Source organism: Proteus faecis (assembly GCF_003144395.1).
Lineage (GTDB): Bacteria > Pseudomonadota > Gammaproteobacteria > Enterobacterales > Enterobacteriaceae > Proteus > Proteus faecis.
Map to the genome: position 1 here is coordinate 55057 of NZ_PENZ01000001.1, position 17913 is coordinate 72969.

Here is a 17913-nt window from a genome sequence, read left to right on the forward strand (position 1 = left end):
GATGATGTGAAAGTATTGATTAACGCTATTTAGCCTACAAAGCCACTATCCATGCCAGCCAGCAAATTTTGACTTTGCAGAATTTAATCATTTTTACCATCATTTCACATATATTGTGTCACAATCTCGACACAGTATGTCACACCTCCTCATTTTTAATTCCACACCCTGCTATACTCTCCAAAAAACTAACCGGATCTATTATGAACATCGCAAACCTAACTCAAGAAGAAAAAGACAAAGTTAATGTCGATTTAATGGCAAGTGGTGTCGCATATAAAGAATGCCTCAATATGCCAGTTGTTGCGTCCGAAGTTGAACGACAACAACCAGCACATTTGAGAGCGTACTTTAACGAACGATTGTCGTTTTATCGCGAGAGAAGTAAGAAGCTTCCATATAGTAGAAAATCAAGAGTTATGGTTACTAACTCCAACTATGGTGAACCCATAGATAATACCCGTTCCAAGAACAGAATCTGCATTTACAACAGATCCATTTGCTCCGATGAATTTAACTACTAACTCTCTAGAACCTATGGAAAAATCAGACATTGCATTGCATATATTCGTAAATTGAAATGAACTGGCATTGAATGAAATAGAAGAGGAAACTAAACTTCTCGGTGATTTTGATTTCAATTTAATGATCAAATCTCCATTCCTTATCACTGGAGATTCCCATAGGGCCATATAGTTAACGTTTGTTTTATCAAAATATTCTAATAACTCCCATCCCGTTGATGTTTTTCTGAAGCCAATAGGTATTATCTGTGGCTTTAATGAAGTTGCTGGTGATGTTACAGAGTTAACAAAAAAAGGAAATCCCAAAAATGATTCTTGAGTGCTATGCGGTGATGTGAAAAAACAAACCCTTCGTGGGTTATTATAACCAACTGCTATATATGTGTTACCGTAACTCCCACTTATAGCTATCCCTTCTGACTCACCACTAGCGTTAATTCTCACCTCTGAAAGAACTTCTCCACTATACGAAACAAGAGATATTTTATCATTTGTGTAAAAATATATAGTGTTGTCATAAACATCCATCCCCTGAGGAACACCAAGTGTTTTTGTCAATGTGAATTGTTTAATAGGTTTTAACCAACTTCCAAACTCAAAGAATGTAAATGTTGGCAGACCACCATCACCGCCACTAAGAGTGCTATGTAATATAAGCATGTCATTATGATTATCAATAGCACATAGAGCGCTATTACCATAATTTGTTAGATCTATGCTCTCAACAACAGACTTTCCGTCCTTTGCTATTTTGCGAATATATGTTGGCTCCGCACCGCCTCCGCTAGCAGAGTAAATAAAACCATCCTTAACTCTATATGCTAAATCAGCGGTATGGTTTATTGGAATTGACACACCTCCGTACGAGGTATCTATGACACCATTCTGAGCATATCGCTCAATCATCCCATTCCCACCCCCTAAATCATAACCGATATAAAAATAACCATTGTAAAAAGCCAAACCTTGATTGTTGTAATTTTGGTTAACATAGAAAGCCGTGTTCGGTGATGCATTATTACCAGTTGTATTTATTACATTACTATTTATCGGCAATAAGGAATTTGGCTCCTTTTGTTTTCTGCTATCGTAGTTTTGGCTAACAAGGAGTTTTTTATTTGTAAATACTGCTGATTCATAACCTATGAAATTAGATTTATTTCCCGCTATTATTGTTTCATCTAAATCCCAAACACCACCAACATGGATAGGCATTTTATTATTTTCTGAAAACGCAATAGCATCATTAAATGCATCATTCCAAGAATTACTTTCTGTTTTAAATTGATATGGAGTTATTATATTAGAATAGCTAGACTTAATATTGTCGAGTTGTTCTTGTACATTGCCATTTCTGGAACCAATAATTGACGCACCTTTCTCTGATTTGAGCTCTCCACGTAATGTACTATCACCAACGCCAAGCCATTTACCAACGCCTATTCCACCTGAACTGTCAGGAACTGATCCAGCAGGAACTAATTTAGGCAACTCCCCATCCCAGCGATAATATTCCCCCGTTACTTCATCACGCAAAACTTGATTAGGTAATGTTATTTCTGCACCCTTTTGGAATGAGTCTAATGTTATATAGCCGAATTGAGATATTGCTTGTTGAGCAACCCAGCGTAACCCTTCGATTGTAAAATGCTCTTGCCCAAACCTATCGATATACTTATTTTTCATTGACGTAACGAACTCGTCAATTTTACCTGAATTGTACTTCAGATCGCTAGCAGCTTCACTTGGAACTGGATTTTGTGTTGGAATAGTTGACATATTATCTCCTAGTGAGGATTTATTTACTTCACTATGTGTATCATTAATAAAATTAATTTTATTTGGTTTACTATAAACGCAACTAGAAAAAACTGTTGTTGCTATGGATGAAGGTATGACCTTAATTAAAAACCCCCTCCTAGATACACTCATAATCTTTAACCTTATGTATTATTAATTTAATAATTAAAGATAGTTAATGAATAATAAAAAGCCAGCATTTAGGCTGGCTATGTATGATTTAAATGAATTTAATTAAACGTTGTAATCTTTCTTTGCAGAAAAATACTCACTTGCTGTAATGCTAAAAGTTCCGTCTGCATTAGGCTTTTTATCGCTTACAATCCATCTCATTGAGTCCATTTCAACGATATTGGATATAACGTAACGTGACGGAGATTGAACATTCATACCGTCATAGATATTTAGCTGGATATCTGGTATATCAGCGATAAATCCGTAAGCTGTATCGCTTCTTGGTATAGCTTTAAATCTTTCTGTCGTATTACCTAAATGATCAGTAATACAAACAAACATCTCACCATCAAAGGCAACTTTTTCATTTGTTGAAAATTGATTGCCGATCCTCTCAACTATATAACCCGCCTGTTGATTCTTATCGTATGTGTCAGCAACAATAATTAAGTCGCCTGGATAAACATAATCACCATCTGCGAGAGTTTGCACACTGATACTCATACGCTGATGTATTAACCTATCCATTTCTAATAGTGCCCTATCTGTCGCCTGATACTCATTACGACAACCGTGAATGGTTATTTTGTTAGGGTTTTTAGCTGGCTTGTTAACTATTTTGTTATTTTCAATACGATATTTAAGATAGGTCTTTTTGTTTGTTTTAGGGTTTACGTATTCGATTTCAACACCATCATTACCGCTCGGCATTGTCATATCATAAGAAAGTGAGAACCCGTTTCCTGTCGTGTTTGCTCTATTAAAAGTGCCGGATGGATATTTCTTTTCCTCCTCACGAGTAAAGGTTAGAACTCCGTTATCCCAAAATGAAATAACACGAGCAACATTGCATATTGTTTCTATACGCTGACCTAGCGATACATCTTCATCATCAAACGTGTAATCAAAATATCCTAAACGATTATCTGGAAGTGATTCATAGATTGAATACAAACCATATAAATCTATGGTGCTTTCTGGTTGCCCAGCAGTAACTAACCAAGTGTGAGCGACAGCATCAGCAAATGATCGTGATGGTCGTAATGTATAATCAACGCTACGGCTATTCATGTCGTAACTAATAACATGACGTGTAGCCAGTGCGTTATATTTACGCTCCCTTGCTCCTGTTGGCGCTTCTGTTGCCCTCACTGTTACCTTAACAAGCGTATCTTCTTCATGTACTTCGTTAATTCTCTCTCTAACAATAAAGACTTCCTCTAGCTTAAGAATGCTGTGATCATTACTGTTTTCTAATCGAGTTAATTGAAGTGCATATCTTCCATATCCAGCCAACGGCTTGAACTTTTCCGTTAAATAGTATGTTTTTGTTTTTGGTGCAGATGGGAACCCTCTATTGAATGACTCTCTTGTTCCAGCTACTTCATTGTTATTCTCATCAACCTTCCAAAATTCAATTCTTGCATTGGCATAATCGCCATCACCAAGCTGAGCATTTAAATGCACCCATAACTCACCACCATCAAGCGGAGAAAAGAAAGGGCCTACTGTCAGAAACTGATTGTCATAGAGAATAAACTTTGACGTGTTAACAATTGCATTAGGCGGAAGAGTTGCCAAATCACCGCCAGTTAAATTGGTGAAAAAGAATTCGTAGTAATATTTTGGTGAAATGATAGCACCATCATCACTTTCTTTCGCATCAGATAGATAAGCATCAACCTTAATATCCTTTGTAACCGAACCCTGCGGAGTATCATAAGTCACATTAACAACAAGGCTTACTGATCGAGGCTTTACGATATCCATGAAGTATCGAAACTCATCTTGCTTCTCTATCTTTATGGCCGCCTCACCACCTTTAATTTCACCAGAAATGACATTGCTAGCAGTAGCCTCATATTGTGGGATTTCGTCACTTTCATTCGGTCCCGGTATTTCTTGTCCGTCAACATCAGGGAATTCAAAGCCCTCGAATATCTGTGGGATCACTTCACCCGGTTGGAATATCTGATAACTGGCACCATCAAGGGCGATTAGTTCAGATTCTGAATATTTCACATTCTCAATCGTGTAGTAACCGATACCAAAGTTCATCCACTCGGTAACCATCTTTTTATTGTCGATGTATTCAAACATTGATTGCTGAATGAGATCGGGAAAGGCTCTAACTTGTCCGTGAATTTCAGGTCTAGCCTGATATGTTCTCGCTATATTAGTTTGGCCTGTTAATCGGTTGTTAGGGCTTTCCTTTGCATTTACATCCGCCGCGCTAAATGATGGTGCCTTAGGCGCTAAGAATGAAAATATCTTGGAAACAAACTTAAATACTGGATTAAGAATGTCGCCAATAATTCCTTTCGGTTGGTCGAATATTTGAATGTGATGAAATTCACTAATAATAAAGTCAAGGCGATCATCGTCGTTAAGCTTTACGCCGTTAACATAGATATCAACGTCATGATGAAAGTTTTGCTCTTTTAACCAATCAAAAAAAAGAGAGCCGGCTTTTATCTCGACTCTCTCTTTCGGCACTCCAGCAACACGCTGAATTTCAATTATTGGCATATTTCATAAACTCCAACTTAGTGAACTTTCTCTCAAGAACAATCAACCTATCCATTCTCACAGAACCGTTTTCACCTCGACTATGTAATGCATTACCATCGATAATCAAGCCAATGTGAGCGGGTTTTGAGCCTATATAGCCTATAAATATTCCGTTATTTTCTGGTTGATTTACTTCCTCCCAAAACTCAACTTCATTTTTATAGCAAGTAACAAAATCCGTTTCAGACTCATAGCCTGCGTCATGGTGGATCTCAATACCTAGAACGTGTCGATAATAGAGAACGACGAGCCCCCAACAATCCATAGCGTCAAATGTGCAAGACCGGTTTTTCCATGGTTTACCGATAGTTTTATCGATGAAATCCTGAGTTGTCATACAGCCTCCAAGCCCGGCCATTCTTGCGGTTCATAAATACGTCCGATGTTTTTATTCAATGGGTTACTCATAGATAGCGTGACAGTGACGCTTTCATGATCCAACGACACATCTTTCACAAATAATTTCCATCGAGTAATTGCTGTGTCTTTGTCTTTCTCATCAAATAAGCGATAAGTAGCCTCTATGGGTGTCATTCTATTGAATGATTTCCATAGTTTAAGTTTCTGTTTAAAGTCTTGTGCGACACGGCTGAATTTAACACTAGCGTCGATGATGGGCGTTCTGCTTTGCTGGCTGTCAGATAGTTCGAAATTACACGGCTGGTATTCAATACCACCTAGAACCTTCGGGAAAACCTGATAAGAAACAAGATAGATATCGCCAAATGACGGATGACTAAATTGCAGTGTCTCATAAAGTATTCTGTTTGGCCTTTGTGCCCGATACTCTCTTAGTGTAGGCATTACAACCCCTTATACTTAGGTAGAGTCTCAGTGACGATAATATCTAGCCAACTTCCAAATGATGGAGGAAACTCAACAATAATATCGTCGAATTCATCATCTGAATTATAAAGTTTCTTGCTAATAACCTGACCAGTCCATGTTACAGAAGATCCATTAATACTGGTTTGCACTGGATAGGAAACAAAATGCAATTCCTGCTCCTGTAACCCACTACCACCAAGATTAATTTTCATCCTGAACCAGCGATTGCAATTATCAAGATAGTTGGGACTTCGCAACCACTGCGCAAACGCACGCTCCTGTTGAAGTGTAAATATCCAATTCACACTCCATACAGTTTTTAAATCATCAGTTAACTTCTGAAATATAGGTGCGCCTACCTGTGGTTGATCTGTCAAGAAACCAGTATCTAGCGTCATGGGTTTATCGGCTTTCTGTGCTAGAGGAAGCCAATAAGGGTAATCAATAACCATATATCAACCTCTTGCTCTCGCTGTTGCTGATGTGTTTCTTGTAATGGATTGAAGCATAGGGCCTTTATTATCCATATCCATAATGAATGCCTGAATAGTTAGCGTATTTCCATCTTGTGATGTCTGCGCATCAAACTTGTGGCCACCAGATGAATAGTCATTAAAGACAACATTCACATTCATACCGCCACCCTGCATATCTTTATTGGAAATAACCTTTCCATTGTCACCGGGTATCATGTATTGGCGACCGTTATTAGCCTTGAATATCTCAGGCTTACCACCTTCACCAACTCGATACATTGAACCAGCGTCAACAGGGCCACCATTTTTACGAGCTCCTGCAATTGCGCCAACGCCAAGCACAGCGATTGCGGCTAAACCTATTTTCGCCGCTGTCCCCATTGACGCGATTGATGCCATAATTGCCGCAGGTGTCCAAGCGGCTGTTGTTGTGGCAGCTGCTGCCGTGCTCACTGTCGTTTGCGTTCCGATAGCAGCCGTTTGCACCGCCGTTGTTGCTGCGATAGCGCCTTGCTGTGCTGCTGCGCCAAACCAAGCAGCTTTAGCTTGCTCAATTCCAGCCTGAACAAAGGTGTTAATTAGGCTATTTAAAACTGTATTACCAATTGATCTTAATGCGTCAGAAGCCTCCATTGAGCCGGTTATTATTCCCGTAAGTGCATTTGATGCGCTACCAGAGAATGCATCTAGTGCAGCTGCGGCAGCTTCGTTTCCTAATGATTGATTTCTCCAAAGCTCATACATAGCATCAGTTCTAGCTTGCTCATATTGAGTGTTGGCGGCATTCATTAACGCCAAACCTTGCTGAGTGATAGCACCTTTTTCAGTCTCGAACCCACGGATAAGCGCAAGTTTACGATCGTGTTCGTTTTTAAGTTGCTGAACAGGGTCTACTTGTGCTTTTAAATTATCTTGCGGTGATACAGTGTTTTTAGCCTTTATTTCAGCTATCTGTTGCTGATATTCCGCTTCAATTTCAGCTTTGCGCCTTGCTGCCTGTTCAGTGAGAGATACATCATCTTTTGTTATCCGCTCTAAGTCTGCCAACTGTTTATCGTGAGACTCTTTAGCCTTGGCGACTAAATCAAGCTCAAGTGCGGCTTTCTTATCAGCTAGGTTACGCTCAATGTTGTATTTTTCTTCTGCTAGCTGCTCCGCTTTTTCAATCTGCTTAGGAGATGCGGTATCACCCAATGCTTTAACAGCATCATACTTAGCCATTTCAAGAGATCCGTCTTTATAACCTTTGTTTAAAAGCTCAATTTCTTCTCTCTGGCGTTTTAGTGCTTCGTATGCTGCATCTGTGGCTTTGGTTGATTCATTAAGCGCTTTGCTATTTTCCTTTTTAGATTGACTATTTTCATATTCTTGAGCTGCTAAAGATTTCAGGTTTTCAATGGCATCTTTATCTACAACACCAGAATCCTCGGCAGCATATTGAGCTTGCAATCTGGCTCTTTCCTCACCTTCTAATTTAGATAATTCAACTCTGCGCTCCATCTGCTTTAATAGTTGTTCCCCCTCCTTTCCTCCATAATCCAATTCAGGGCGAAGCAAACTAAATGCCTGTTTAGCTTTAGTTGCTCTTTCTATGGAAAATCCATAAGAAGCCCATCCTTTTGCAGCGGTTGGTATAACAGAAGTTTCTCTTTTTAGTAAATCAATCCCTTCCTTTAGCTCACCATTAAGATCAGCTTGAATGAAAGATATGGTGTTTTTTGTGCGGCTGTAATTGTTTGACGCCTTCGTTGCGATATCTGTTGCAATTGCTAATTTATCTTGAGCGTCTGTCAGCTGTCTTGTTATTGATTCATATTGACTTGTTCCAACCTTAGCTAAAGCTAAATCAGCCTCTAATTCTCTTACCTTTTCCGCCGCTTGCTTCATGGCGACAGTGGTGTTTAGAACTTCATTTTTTAACTCAGGGAGCGCTTCTTTTAACTTGGCAGATTCAGCTCTTTTTTGTTCCCTTGTCATATTTTTCATTTCAGCAGTTAATTGATTTACTCCCTCTGCAAGTTTTACTGCTTCTTCTCTTGCTTCTTTTGCCTGCTGGTAGAAATACATGATCGCAGCACCCGCAGCCATTGCTATACCTGCTGGGCCACCAACAAAACCTAGAGCTTTATTAGCTAAACCGATAGATACAGAAGCGGCTCTTGCTGCTGCGGCTGAGTTAGCCATTGCCACTGTCTGCGCTTGCGTTGCTTGCTTATGATTTATCGCCGCGGTTGTTGCGGCAGACCTAACGGCAATTAAATTTGCCAGCGCGGTTGCTTCTGCGTTTGTTCCTCTTGCGGCCGCAAATTCGGTTTTCGCTTTCTCAACTAACGCTCTTGCTGCAGCTAAATCTAAAGCGGTCTTTCTTGCTGTCATTATTGCATTGTGTTCAGCAACTCTAGCGGCTTGAAGGTTTGCTATCGCTTCTTGCCTTGCTGCAACTGCTGATTGCATTTTAGCTTTGATAGCCAATCCCATTGCAGCAATATATCTACCACCAACAACGGAGGCAACAAGGCTAACCGCTAAAACCATTTCATCAAGGCTCTTACTTGCAGTAATAACAGCATCACTGAATACGTTAATAGATGCCTTTATTGTTGTGTTCTCGCCAAGGAACTTAGTTAAGTTATTCCCTGCTTCTTGAAATGCCTGCGACATTGTTCTAGTGGTTTTAGCAAACTCTTTACCGATAGCGTCACCTTGAGAGAGTAACCCTTTCACAACAACATCAGTGGTTAGCTTGCCTTCTGCCGCCATCTTACGAAGTTGACCTATACTTACTCCTAGTGAATCAGCCAATGCAACCATTAAGCGACTACCCTGTTCCGCTACCGAGTTAAATTCCTCACCACGGAGAACGCCAGACGCGATACCCTGCGATAGCTGAATAATGGCGTTTTCTGCTTCCTGTGCAGTAGCACCAGAGACGATAAAACCTTGGTTGATGATAGATGTTAATTTTGCTAAGTCTGCCGCTGATGTATTGTATTCTCTCGTTCCTCGTTCAAGTCGCGCATAGAGTGTTGCTGTGGCATCGAGGCTAGAACGAGTTGCTTGAGAGATGTCAAATACTCGTTGAGTGACATCAATCAGTGACTCACTTGCACGAACAGAGTTAGATAATTTGTTGTTTAATTCAGTCCACGCCTCAGAATAACTTGTAACCATTGAAACCGATAAATAACCAGTCAGAGCCGCAGCAACTTTGGATAGAGACTGCATTGAACGCTCTGTGTTATTTACTGACTGAGACGTTCGGTTAAAGCTACTATCCATACGATTAAGGCGTTGCTCTAACTGACGTTGAGATGTTAGTAATTGTTGAACATCCATTTGAACTTGATAAACAATTTCACCTACATTTGCCATTTATCGGCTCCTTAAAATGAAAAACCCCGCCGATTGGCAGGGTTGTAATGTGTAATTAATGTATATTATCAATTGAAAATATAATTTAATTTTTTCATGTAATCAGACTTACTGTTCAATCTTCCAGTTTTTTTATCAGCCGCTAATTCAGCTGTTATTAAATTTATATCACCAATATTTTCATCATTTATTGATAAGCTCATTATTGAATAGCTACTTCCAGCGCTTCCATAGTTTGTTTTGTTTAGAGTGCATATTGCATTACCAACCAATTCAACGCCCATGGCATTTTTCGCCATATATGTTTCTATTATCTCAATTTTTGATCTCTCGCGCTTATCATTGTCTATTGCATCATCAATATTATTGAATGGAGCCATTTGCACTATCTCTGCAAGCTCATTTCTAGTTAGTGGTAATTCTCGTATATAGTATTCATCTAATTTATATGATGATGGTGACTTCATTAGCGACCTTGTCATTTCAGCGCAGTAATCAGCTAGATGTTTATCATTAGCCTTATCATCAGGAACAAGATTTACTGACAAAGCTGCAACCGCTGCAATAATCGCAACACCGCCTAAAATTCCAGAAATAACCTTAGTCTTCCCCACGGAACCGCTACCTCAATGTTGATTTACTATTGATTTATTGGCACAACTCGGCCAAAAGCATCATTCCCAGTCACATCATATAGTATGCTGTTAGAGAACATAAACACATACCTTTTAGCACCAGTATATCCACCATAACTATTTTTTGCGTTCACCATAACTGGTGCTACCCATCCATAAGTCACTCCCCCCTTAGATGGTGCCCAAGCGCCATCTTGAGAATATCCTTTAAATGGTTGAAGAAATGTATATTGAGCTGAATACGGATCCTTTAGCATGGTGCTCATTGTATTTTTTATTTGAGCTTGATAGTCGTCAGGCAATGCCCCATAACTGGCACTTTCAATTTGCTGTTGTGTTGGCGGTGAAACACTAGCGCACCCTGTTAATGATAAAGCTGATAATGATAAAATAGATGTAATTAATAATCTTTTCACAACACCATCCTCGTTAGTTAATTTGTTATTAGTTTAGCTGTTTGTGGTGCAAATGGGAGCAACAAAATTATCAATAAGTCAACGCAACTTATAAAATTAAAGAGATAAACACTAAAAATAAATATATAGCGTAATGCTACGACAATAATTCAAGTTCATACATAACAATGGTGTTAAATTTTTTAGCATGATATCCCGCCAGTTTTTCTATTTCTTTTTGATCTGTTATTTTTGTAGTATTTAATAATTTAAAACAACTACCTCTAGGCAAAAGTACCTCTGACTCACCTCCGGCTGATTGATTATCTTCAAGCAAAATAGCCCTTGCCCCAGCTTTACACTCAATTCTCAAATAACAAGGTAAGCCTATATTAGGTCTGCTTCCCGCAAAATGTTCAGATAAATTATTGTCACTAATTGATGTTGACATAAATGCTGGATAAATATTTATGCCATTTTCATCATCCAAGAAACCTTTAACCGCATCCTCAAAACAAGCTCGATGCAAAATTTTATTACTTTCCAATTTATGTAAATTGAATAATTCATCAAGACCAATCAAGTAATCTTCATACTCCACAGGAACTGTCTTATGGCGTAACAAAAGCTCATTAATGTGGTATGCAAAAGACTCTCCAGGGATAATGGGATCTGAACCTTTATAAGCTTTAAATGCTTCTTGTTGTCGTTTTGTTAAAGAATTGAAATTCATATTTTGCATTTCTCTCATCATCTCTCAGGTTAAGTTTTTATTAATTATTCTTATGATAGCCCGAGGTTGGCGCAAAACAAAGCAAAAAGCCTCAATCAAGAGGCGTGGTGTGTGATCTCAAGCAAGCCATCCTTGGCTTGGGTGTTTAAGCTACTTCAACACCATGAATAGCGTGTCGTAATGCTTTTACTCCATTGTCGTTATATCTGAATGCTTCAACCTGTTTTGATGAATAAGCAGATTTATCTAAGAAATACTTCCCATATTCCTCTGTTTTTAATCCGTGCTTATTAGCCATGCGTCCGATTTTATTAGCAGACACTTCAAGCATTTCGCCAACCTCACCAGCGGTATAATACTTTTGCTCAAGTACTGGTAATGGAACCGCCTCAAAGCCAACAATCGGGTTGACGATATTAGCCGCCGCACATTGCTTTGCTTCATCACTCAGGTTCGGCATTAAGTCGAATAAGTTAGTAATGGCATCAACCGACATTTTCAACGTTCTTGCTTGGCGGTATTCAGGTAAACCTGATTGGCTTTTACTGCTTTTTTGAGAAGCTACATGCATTGATTCCAGTTTATCAACCAAAACACGACGAACAGCTTTTGATTCCCTTGCTGCGACACGAAGCGCTTGCTTAATATCCATTTCAATAACTTCTGTTGGTCTACCACCTGATTCACCAGATGGTTTTACAAAAATCTTGTAAAACTCCCCATCTAATTCATCCTTTACTCTATCAATCAATACGTTATTACGAATTTGATTTTCACCACATGACTTGCGAGACATGTTAATCATTGACAATAACTTCTGTGTATCAATAGTTTTGTTCGTGACAGCGTTAAAACTATTTGTTAAAGTGATCTCACTCATGAAACATTTCCTGTTTGGTTTTGTTTGGGATTAGCCAGCAGTTCGCACCTGTTGGCTTTTCTGTTTTTACTGCCTATCAATGTGTTAATCTCCTAACTTGTTTTGCCTTAGCTATTCCTTTCATGTGTTGTGAGTACATTAAAAACATACTCATTGTTGAATTGAGACGTTTCGCCATTTTCGGATCAAAGTTCTCAATATCCTTTCTAGCTTCATCCCATGTTGTGCAAATCAGACTTAATCTTGCTAACAATCCGTTTGCACTTACTGAACTATCTTTTTCGACTAGTAAATCTTTCTTGTCAGCCACTTCTCTATCCAGAATATCCAGCACCCATTTACGGAATTCTTTAGCTACTGGAGTTGATGCAAACATTGCGATCAGGTGAGCGCCACGAAGTGAGTAAACTCTGACCACTTTATTACGTAAACTATTGTTTATACCGTTGAACGTCATATTGACGGTCATTGTCATAGAGTCAGTAAACTCATCTGAATTACGTGAGTACAATTTACTTACATTATCAGTACGGCTATAACCTAACACTTGTGCAATTTCAGTTGATGTTAACCATACCTGACCATTTTCAACGATAGGGTTGAATGTGAAATTCTGGAAAGTAAGTTCGTTCTTGGTTATACTGTTCATGTCAATTATTCCTTTCGATGGGGATATTTGGCAACTGGCCTCAGTTGTTCGTGCAACTGGGGTTTTTACTTTCTATCAATCCGTAAGCTTTCCTTAGTTGATAAATAATCTCCGTATTAAATTTTCTACACTCCAAATCCCCATTAGCTTGAATCGCCTTGCACACATCCTCTGGAAATCTAATTTTCTTCTGATACATATCTTTTGCTTTTTGCATTATTTCATCCTTAATTTTTCAATGCCTCAATGTGGGGCAAAATCATTGTCACACCGTGCGTCATTGAAGTCAACCCCACAGTGGGGCATAATTTTGTAATTATTTTCATTACGAAAACTGGAACTCATCATGAGCAGAGAAGATCCGCAATTACGTATTAGGCTACCTATTGAATTAAAAGAAAAAATAGAGTTATCTGCTAAAGAAAACACTCGTTCTATGAATGCAGAAATAGTTCAAAGGCTGGAAATAAGTTTTCTTAATGAAGTCAACGCTGATGAATTAATTTCAGCTAAAGATGTTGTTCAGATAGCTAAAAAAGCAAGAGAAGAGCTATCTGGTGTGATTCTTAAAAGAACATTTGCAGAGATAAACAAAAAGGCTCGCATTGGACACACTGAGTTTTGTGTTTCTCTTAGTGACTTAGAGCTAGAGATCCTTGATGAAGAGGATTTTTTCTCCATTCTAAGCCCTACATTTGAACAACTCAAAAAATTAGGCTACGAGGTTTCAGAAAGAACCATTGATAATAATGGCTTTTTGATTGGTATATCAGATAAAAACAACACACCAACTGATAAATAAGGATGTGATATGTCTGAATATGTAGCACCAACATTTAAAGGCAAGGCATTCCCATGCCCTCACTGCAAGATATCATCGCATATGATATGGACTGATATCTTACATAGCCGGCTAGATAGTGAGGATTATACCCTTTACACATATTCCGCCACCTGCTCACACTGTAATCAGTGCTCTATTTGGAACTCAACTCTTGTTTTGGCTGATTATTCACATATAAATTCAATAATGATCTACCCTGACTCTTCTGGCGTTCCATTACCTTCTAAAGACATGCCTAGTGATGTTAAACAAGACTATATAGAAGCAGCCTGCATCTATCCAAAGTCTCCACGTGGCGCCGTAGCCCTTCTCCGCTTAGGATTACAGAAACTTTGTATGCATCTTGGCGGTGAAGGTAAAAACATCAATGCCGATTTAGCTAAATTAGCCGAAGATGAACTGGTATCGAAAAAGCTAATCAGATCCGCCGATATCATTCGTATTGTTGGCAACAATGCCGTTCACCCTGGCACTATCAGCGATGATGATTTTGATGATGTCTCATTTAAGCTTTTCGCACTCATCAATATGATTGTGCAACAAGGAATAACCGAACCAAAAGAAGTTGATAATATGTTCGGGTCGCTGCCAGAAGGCCCACGCCAAGCAGCAGAAAATAGAGACAAACCTAAATCAAAATAAACAAATAACACGGATATCCTGAGTTTATGAGTAAAGAGATAGTAAGCACCGAGAATATGACTAATAGTATATTTAACCTATAACCACCCAGCCCAAGGACGGGCATATTTTTATGTTATATAGATGGTGATGCAAAGGAAAGCAAAAAGCCTCAGTTAAGAGGCGTGGTGAAATTTGGGCAATAAAAAAGCCTCAAAGGAGGCTTTAGATAATGCTATTACAATATGATGCGTTAATAAGTTACAGACTAGTTATTTCGTTCCTGTGGAAAGGCCAACTTCTAAATTTTCAAATGCTTTTTCTGCCTTTCTTAAAACCTTATATGCTTCATTTTTATTAAAATGCTTATCAAGATAATAATCAGCTTTTACTCTTATTGCTCTACATGACTTTAAATCTTCAGCTAGTTTTTTTGAAAAATCAGAATCAATAGCTAACAATTTAGCAATAATAACTGCATGTGTGCCAGTTATCCCACCTGTATCTATGCACACATTTTCTTTTTCTATAAGGCTTTTTGATAAATGCAATAAAGAATAATATGCCATTCTTGCGCAGTTTCTATATTCAACTTCTAAATTATCACTAATGTAATCTTTTTCGCTAAATTTATTATGCAAATTCGAAGCGTAATTTAATATATTTAAACTAGTGATCATCGCTCAATCCGTCATCAATAATAACAAAATTAAATGATATTTTTGTTTTAACTTCTGGTGAATAATCTAGTTTAGATATAATCTGCAACATATCATCCTCCAATTCAAAAACAGCATCAAAATCTGTATTTTTAGGGAAGATAAACGAAATATCAATAAACTCATACCCATCATCGTTATGCAAAGCGATCTTGTAATTGGATATCATAGGTAATAAATATTCAATTATCGCCTTTCTTGACACATCCTTAGATACAATACTAAACACATCGCAGATGTATGAAGATAAATGACTGCTTATTTTTTGATTCCTAAGCAAGAATGATTGAAGTTGATCCATCATTTTTACTTTATCGGAAGCTGAATCATGATCCAGACCACTCTTTATCTCATTATAACTTAAGTGGTCATTCATAAGGATGGATGTAGTCATGAATAACTCAGCTATATCTTCACTCATAGATGATAAAGGTAAATTATATAATTTCATATACTTATAAACCTCCCTTATCATTAACGAATTACCAAGAGCTGTAAAAGAGTTATCAGCAAAATAGTTGAAATCTTCATATCCAGATATAACTGCATCCAAAACACTTCCTGCAGAGATTATCAAATTATTAATATCTGCATTTAGCGCATAGTAGCAAGCTGATAACGTATCAAATTCAACTTTAGAAACGCCATCCCTACGCATTGAATCAAAAAGTTTCATTAATCTTGCATTGTCAATCTCGGTTAGTACCCTGTGATCTGAAATAGCTTGATTCATGATATCCAAAGCTTTACTTGAAGCTGTTTTTGGCGCCGCTCTACCCATTAGATCCTCATAGACTAATTTATGTGTCTACCTTATTGGAAGCAAGAAATAAAGTTAATAGTATAAAATTGAAACAATACATTCTTTTGATTTGAAGAGGACTCTTTATCAATTTGATAATATCAACTTGACGCCATACTAAAACAACATTTGGTTAACTTCAATGAAAGTTTGTGCCTCTGAGAGGAATCTCACTATATTTTATAAGAGACAAATCTCTATTTAGATGAGATTTAAACTGTACATAAACACAGTGTCATTACCCACCAAACGACTCAAAACCACAGTTCGGATATCTTCGGACAAGGTTTTGATTGGTGCTTTCAGAAAACAAACCAAGGGCACGGATGCCCTTGTTTACTTTCTCTTCCTACTCACCAATCGACGCTTACCGCTGATCAGCTCATCATTGCGTTTATCATCTTGCTTCATGATGTTGTCGTATTCTTCTTTGGTGAAGCCTTTTTCATCAGGGTATTTAGCTTTGAGCATCATCTGAAACTCAGTCATGGTTAGCTTTTCGGCTTCCTCTCGATTCATTCCAAAGTGCGCACGAGCTGAACTAATATAGTCAATTGCCATAAACTCATCTGAGAATTTGTTTTTCCCTTCGTTACGTTGAAGTTTGCGGATCTTTGCTTTACCGATAATTCCGTGAGTGAATAGCCCTCTGGCAATGACGATAATGTCAGCGATTGGCATCTTGCCGTTTTTATAGACAATGCCGCGTTTACCTGATTTCCATTCGCCAATGATTTCAGAACAATCATCATCACAACACGCCTGCATCACTATCATTGCAGTTTGCAGGATATTGCGTCCATATGTCGGCTTGCTAATGGCCTTTATTAACCACTCAGGAATAACCCTGTAATTCATTACGGCGCGCGTAATTAAATCCTGCACCTCTGTGCCATTTAATTGACCGTATGCGTTCACAATCTGTTTAGGCTCACCAATTCTTGTCATATTGATGAACGATGGTCTAAATAAGTAATCCTTTTTATCAGTAGAGATAACCATCTCACCGATTTCTAAAATAGGCGTCATAATCCCTCCTGAATATTATCAAGGGCACTCGAAAGCACCCTTTGTAATATTAAGCAGCGGTAACAGTGACCACGCATTTGGCTGTTTTACTGCCATCTTCAGATGTGACAGTGATATTTGCAGTACCTTCAGCAACACCACGCACAGTTACCACGTTCACAAGCTGGGTAACTGTTGCAAAGTTCGGCTTATCGCTTACGGCAGTGTAGTTTTTGTTCGTCGCATCGGTTGGTGTAAATTTGACAGTAAATGTCTTAGTTTCACCCACTTTTACAGACAGAGTAGCAGGCTCGACAGCAATGCTTTCAACAACGATTTCTTCTTGTAACCATTCAACCGTTTCTGCATCAGCAGCTTTCAACTCACCAGAATAAGTGGAGATTTCTTTTGTTGGAAATTCCATTGACCATGATGTGAAAGTCATATAGCCCTGAATAACATCAGAACCATCGCCTTTCATATCAAGTTGAACCCAATATGCTGGCTGGCGACTTGCTTTGATTTCATCAAGGATTTCTTTGGCGATATCAAATGCGGAGGTAGAACCGGTTACGCCAGCTTTCTTTAATTCACCATCAAAACTAATCGTAAAGTCAGCGCCAGTAACAATTGACTCAGTTAAGCCTTTAGTGTCATCAGCATTAGATGTCACTGTCTCCATGCCGAAATCGAATGACTTGCTTGTTAGCGCACCTAAACGCAAGAATTGATCTTGTGCTGGTACTTGGTCTGGGCAGCCTTTTGCAATGCGCAGAATACCTGCGTTACCCATCACTAGGCCTTTATCATCAGGGCATTGTGCCATGTTATAACCTCTTTATTTGCAAATAAAAAAGGCCGCATGAGCGACCTGTTGAGATG

Annotated in this window: 18 protein-coding genes and 1 pseudogene; 3 read left to right on the forward strand and 16 right to left on the reverse strand. The window is 38.5% G+C overall.

The window, feature by feature from the left end:
- Positions 1-203: 203 nt before the first annotated feature.
- Positions 204-416, forward strand: a pseudogene (locus DK858_RS00230) (DNA polymerase III subunit theta); the annotation flags it as partial.
- On the opposite strand, the gene DK858_RS17995 reads toward DK858_RS00230, so the two are convergent.
- The 12 genes from DK858_RS17995 to DK858_RS00290 all read right to left on the reverse strand — a co-directional run bounded on the left by DK858_RS17995 (position 411) and on the right by DK858_RS00290 (position 13254).
- Entirely contained in the window at positions 411-2303 is a 1893-nt protein-coding gene (locus DK858_RS17995) for a tail fiber/spike domain-containing protein (RefSeq protein WP_162556652.1), read from the reverse strand. The pseudogene DK858_RS00230 and the gene DK858_RS17995 sit on opposite strands and share 6 nt — an antisense overlap.
- 255 nt (positions 2304-2558) lie before the next feature.
- Complete coding sequence (locus DK858_RS00240) at positions 2559-5027, reverse strand: host specificity factor TipJ family phage tail protein (RefSeq protein WP_109395723.1); 2469 nt, start codon at positions 5025-5027, stop codon at positions 2559-2561.
- Positions 5014-5406, reverse strand: a complete 393-nt coding sequence (locus tag DK858_RS00245) for an NlpC/P60 family protein (RefSeq protein ID WP_109395724.1) — start codon at positions 5404-5406, stop codon at positions 5014-5016. Before DK858_RS00245 ends, DK858_RS00240 begins: the two co-directional genes overlap by 14 nt.
- Positions 5403-5873: a DUF1833 family protein gene (locus tag DK858_RS00250; protein WP_109395725.1), complete on the reverse strand. Its 471-nt coding sequence runs from the start codon at positions 5871-5873 to the stop codon at positions 5403-5405. The genes DK858_RS00245 and DK858_RS00250 overlap by 4 nt, the downstream gene beginning before the upstream one ends.
- On the reverse strand, positions 5873-6349 hold the full coding sequence (locus tag DK858_RS00255; RefSeq protein WP_109395726.1) for a hypothetical protein: 477 nt from the start codon (positions 6347-6349) through the stop codon (positions 5873-5875). The genes DK858_RS00250 and DK858_RS00255 overlap by 1 nt, the downstream gene beginning before the upstream one ends.
- Positions 6350-6352: 3 nt before the next feature.
- Positions 6353-9745, reverse strand: coding sequence for a tape measure protein (locus DK858_RS00260; protein WP_109395727.1), 3393 nt, complete (start codon positions 9743-9745; stop codon positions 6353-6355).
- A 68-nt stretch (positions 9746-9813) separates the two neighbouring features.
- The gene (locus DK858_RS00265; RefSeq protein WP_109395728.1) at positions 9814-10359 is read right to left on the reverse strand and encodes a hypothetical protein; all 546 of its coding nucleotides are present in this window, start codon (positions 10357-10359) and stop codon (positions 9814-9816) included.
- A 26-nt stretch (positions 10360-10385) separates the two neighbouring features.
- On the reverse strand, positions 10386-10796 hold the full coding sequence (locus tag DK858_RS00270; protein WP_109395729.1) for a hypothetical protein: 411 nt from the start codon (positions 10794-10796) through the stop codon (positions 10386-10388).
- A 136-nt stretch (positions 10797-10932) separates the two neighbouring features.
- Positions 10933-11517 carry an ADP-ribosyltransferase gene (locus DK858_RS00275; RefSeq protein WP_228407127.1) on the reverse strand — a complete coding sequence of 195 codons (585 nt, stop codon included), beginning with the start codon at positions 11515-11517 and terminating at the stop codon, positions 10933-10935.
- Positions 11518-11653: 136 nt separating this feature from the next.
- Positions 11654-12388: a hypothetical protein gene (locus DK858_RS00280; protein ID WP_109395731.1), complete on the reverse strand. Its 735-nt coding sequence runs from the start codon at positions 12386-12388 to the stop codon at positions 11654-11656.
- Between the two features lie 76 nt (positions 12389-12464).
- The gene (locus DK858_RS00285; protein WP_109395732.1) at positions 12465-13037 is read right to left on the reverse strand and encodes a BRO-N domain-containing protein; all 573 of its coding nucleotides are present in this window, start codon (positions 13035-13037) and stop codon (positions 12465-12467) included.
- A 40-nt stretch (positions 13038-13077) separates the two neighbouring features.
- Positions 13078-13254 carry an Arc family DNA binding domain-containing protein gene (locus DK858_RS00290; RefSeq protein ID WP_109395733.1) on the reverse strand — a complete coding sequence of 59 codons (177 nt, stop codon included), beginning with the start codon at positions 13252-13254 and terminating at the stop codon, positions 13078-13080.
- A gap of 129 nt (positions 13255-13383) precedes the next feature.
- On the opposite strand from DK858_RS00290, the gene DK858_RS00295 reads away from it, so the two are divergent.
- Positions 13384-13839, forward strand: coding sequence for an Arc family DNA-binding protein (locus DK858_RS00295; RefSeq protein WP_109395734.1), 456 nt, complete (start codon positions 13384-13386; stop codon positions 13837-13839).
- 9 nt (positions 13840-13848) lie between these two features.
- Complete coding sequence (locus tag DK858_RS00300; protein WP_109395735.1) at positions 13849-14523, forward strand: DUF4145 domain-containing protein; 675 nt, start codon at positions 13849-13851, stop codon at positions 14521-14523.
- A 251-nt stretch (positions 14524-14774) separates the two neighbouring features.
- Here the strand turns inward: DK858_RS00300 and DK858_RS00305 are convergent, their stop codons facing one another.
- From DK858_RS00305 to DK858_RS00320, 4 genes are all read right to left on the reverse strand, one after another.
- Complete coding sequence (locus DK858_RS00305) at positions 14775-15182, reverse strand: HEPN domain-containing protein (RefSeq protein WP_109395736.1); 408 nt, start codon at positions 15180-15182, stop codon at positions 14775-14777.
- Entirely contained in the window at positions 15172-16002 is an 831-nt protein-coding gene (locus tag DK858_RS00310) for a hypothetical protein (protein WP_109395737.1), read from the reverse strand. The genes DK858_RS00305 and DK858_RS00310 overlap by 11 nt, the downstream gene beginning before the upstream one ends.
- A gap of 357 nt (positions 16003-16359) precedes the next feature.
- Complete coding sequence (locus tag DK858_RS00315; RefSeq protein ID WP_109395738.1) at positions 16360-17052, reverse strand: DUF6246 family protein; 693 nt, start codon at positions 17050-17052, stop codon at positions 16360-16362.
- Positions 17053-17101: 49 nt separating this feature from the next.
- Complete coding sequence (locus DK858_RS00320) at positions 17102-17857, reverse strand: Ig-like domain-containing protein (RefSeq protein WP_109395739.1); 756 nt, start codon at positions 17855-17857, stop codon at positions 17102-17104.
- Positions 17858-17913 lie beyond the last annotated feature (56 nt).